Here is a 1,253-nt window from a genome sequence, read left to right as displayed (position 1 = left end):
ACGGTGAGGTCCTGGTCCAGCTTCTCTTTGATGCTGATGGTGAAGGTCGGCTTCTCGTTCTCGAAGACCGAGGTCTGGTTGGCAACGATGCTCAGCTCGACCTTGTCGCCATGGTTGTTGTCGCCTGGAGTACCTACACCGGCTTCGTCTTTGACAATGGTGTTAACCGAGGCTTTATCCAGGGTCAGTTGCTCGAACTTGCTCGCACCGGCACCGCCCACCGATTGCAGGCTGTTGGTGACGGTGGTCTGGCCGATGTAGACGTTGTCCGGCGCGGCGACAGTTACCGATCCGGTGGTAGCGTTGGCTGCCACGTTGATCACGGTCTTGTCGGCCAGGGTGAAGGTCAGTGCACCGTGGTTGTTGATCGGCAAACCATCCGGGCCGGTCAGGGTCACGGTGTAGGTGATCGTGCCACCCTCGGTCGCTTCGGCAGACGCGGTCAGCTTGGCCACGACTTCGGTCGGGGTATCCTTGATTTCGACAGTGGCCGAAGGCTTGGTTACCACCAGGTTCTCGAACTGGCGACCATCCGGCACGCTGGTGCCGGTGATGCTGACGGTCAGGTTGCCGCCGTCGACATACACGTCTTCGCCCTGGGCGTCGTTGGTCCAGACAGCAGACAGCGTGCCCTTGGTGATTACCACCGACTTGCCTTCACCCAACTGCACGGTGAGGTCCTGGTCCAGGGCCTCTTTGATGCTGATGGTGAAGGTCGGCTTCTCGTTCTCGAAGACCGAGGTCTGGTTGGCAACGATGCTCAGCTCGACCTTGTCGCCTTGGTTGCCTGGGCCTGCTGGGCCTACACCAGGTTCGTCCTTGACGATGGTGTTGACCGAGGCTTTATCCAGGGTCAGCTGCTCGAACTTGCTCGCACCGGCACCGCCCACCGATTGCAGGCTGTTGGTGACGGTGGTCTGGCCGATGTAGACGTTGTCCGGCGCGGCGACAGTTACCGATCCGGTGGTAGCGTTGGCTGCCACGTTGATCACGGTCTTGTCGGCCAGGGTGAAGGTCAGTGCACCGTGGTTGTTGATCGGCAAGCCATCCGGGCCGGTCAGGGTCACGGTGTAGGTGATGTTGCCACCTTCGGTTACTTCCGAGGTAGCGGTCAGCTTGGCCACGACTTCGGTCGGGGTATCCTTGATCTCGACAGTAGCCGAAGGCTTGGTTACCACCAGGTTCTCGAACTGGCGACCATCCGGCACGCTGGTGCCGGTGATGCTGACGGTCAGGTTGCCGCCGTCGACATA

The 1,253-nt window shown here is 60.6% G+C and carries 1 protein-coding gene; it reads right to left on the bottom strand.

Annotated elements, in window-relative coordinates:
• On the bottom strand, positions 1 to 1,253 hold a 1,253-nt coding region (locus ACIQUI_RS28420), incomplete at both ends, for an immunoglobulin-like domain-containing protein (RefSeq protein WP_403204410.1).

The sequence above is a fragment of the Pseudomonas sp. NPDC090592 genome, from assembly GCF_044769185.1.
In the GTDB taxonomy this organism is placed as follows: Bacteria; Pseudomonadota; Gammaproteobacteria; order Pseudomonadales; family Pseudomonadaceae; genus Aquipseudomonas.
This window is presented reverse-complemented; position numbering and strand designations above follow the sequence as displayed.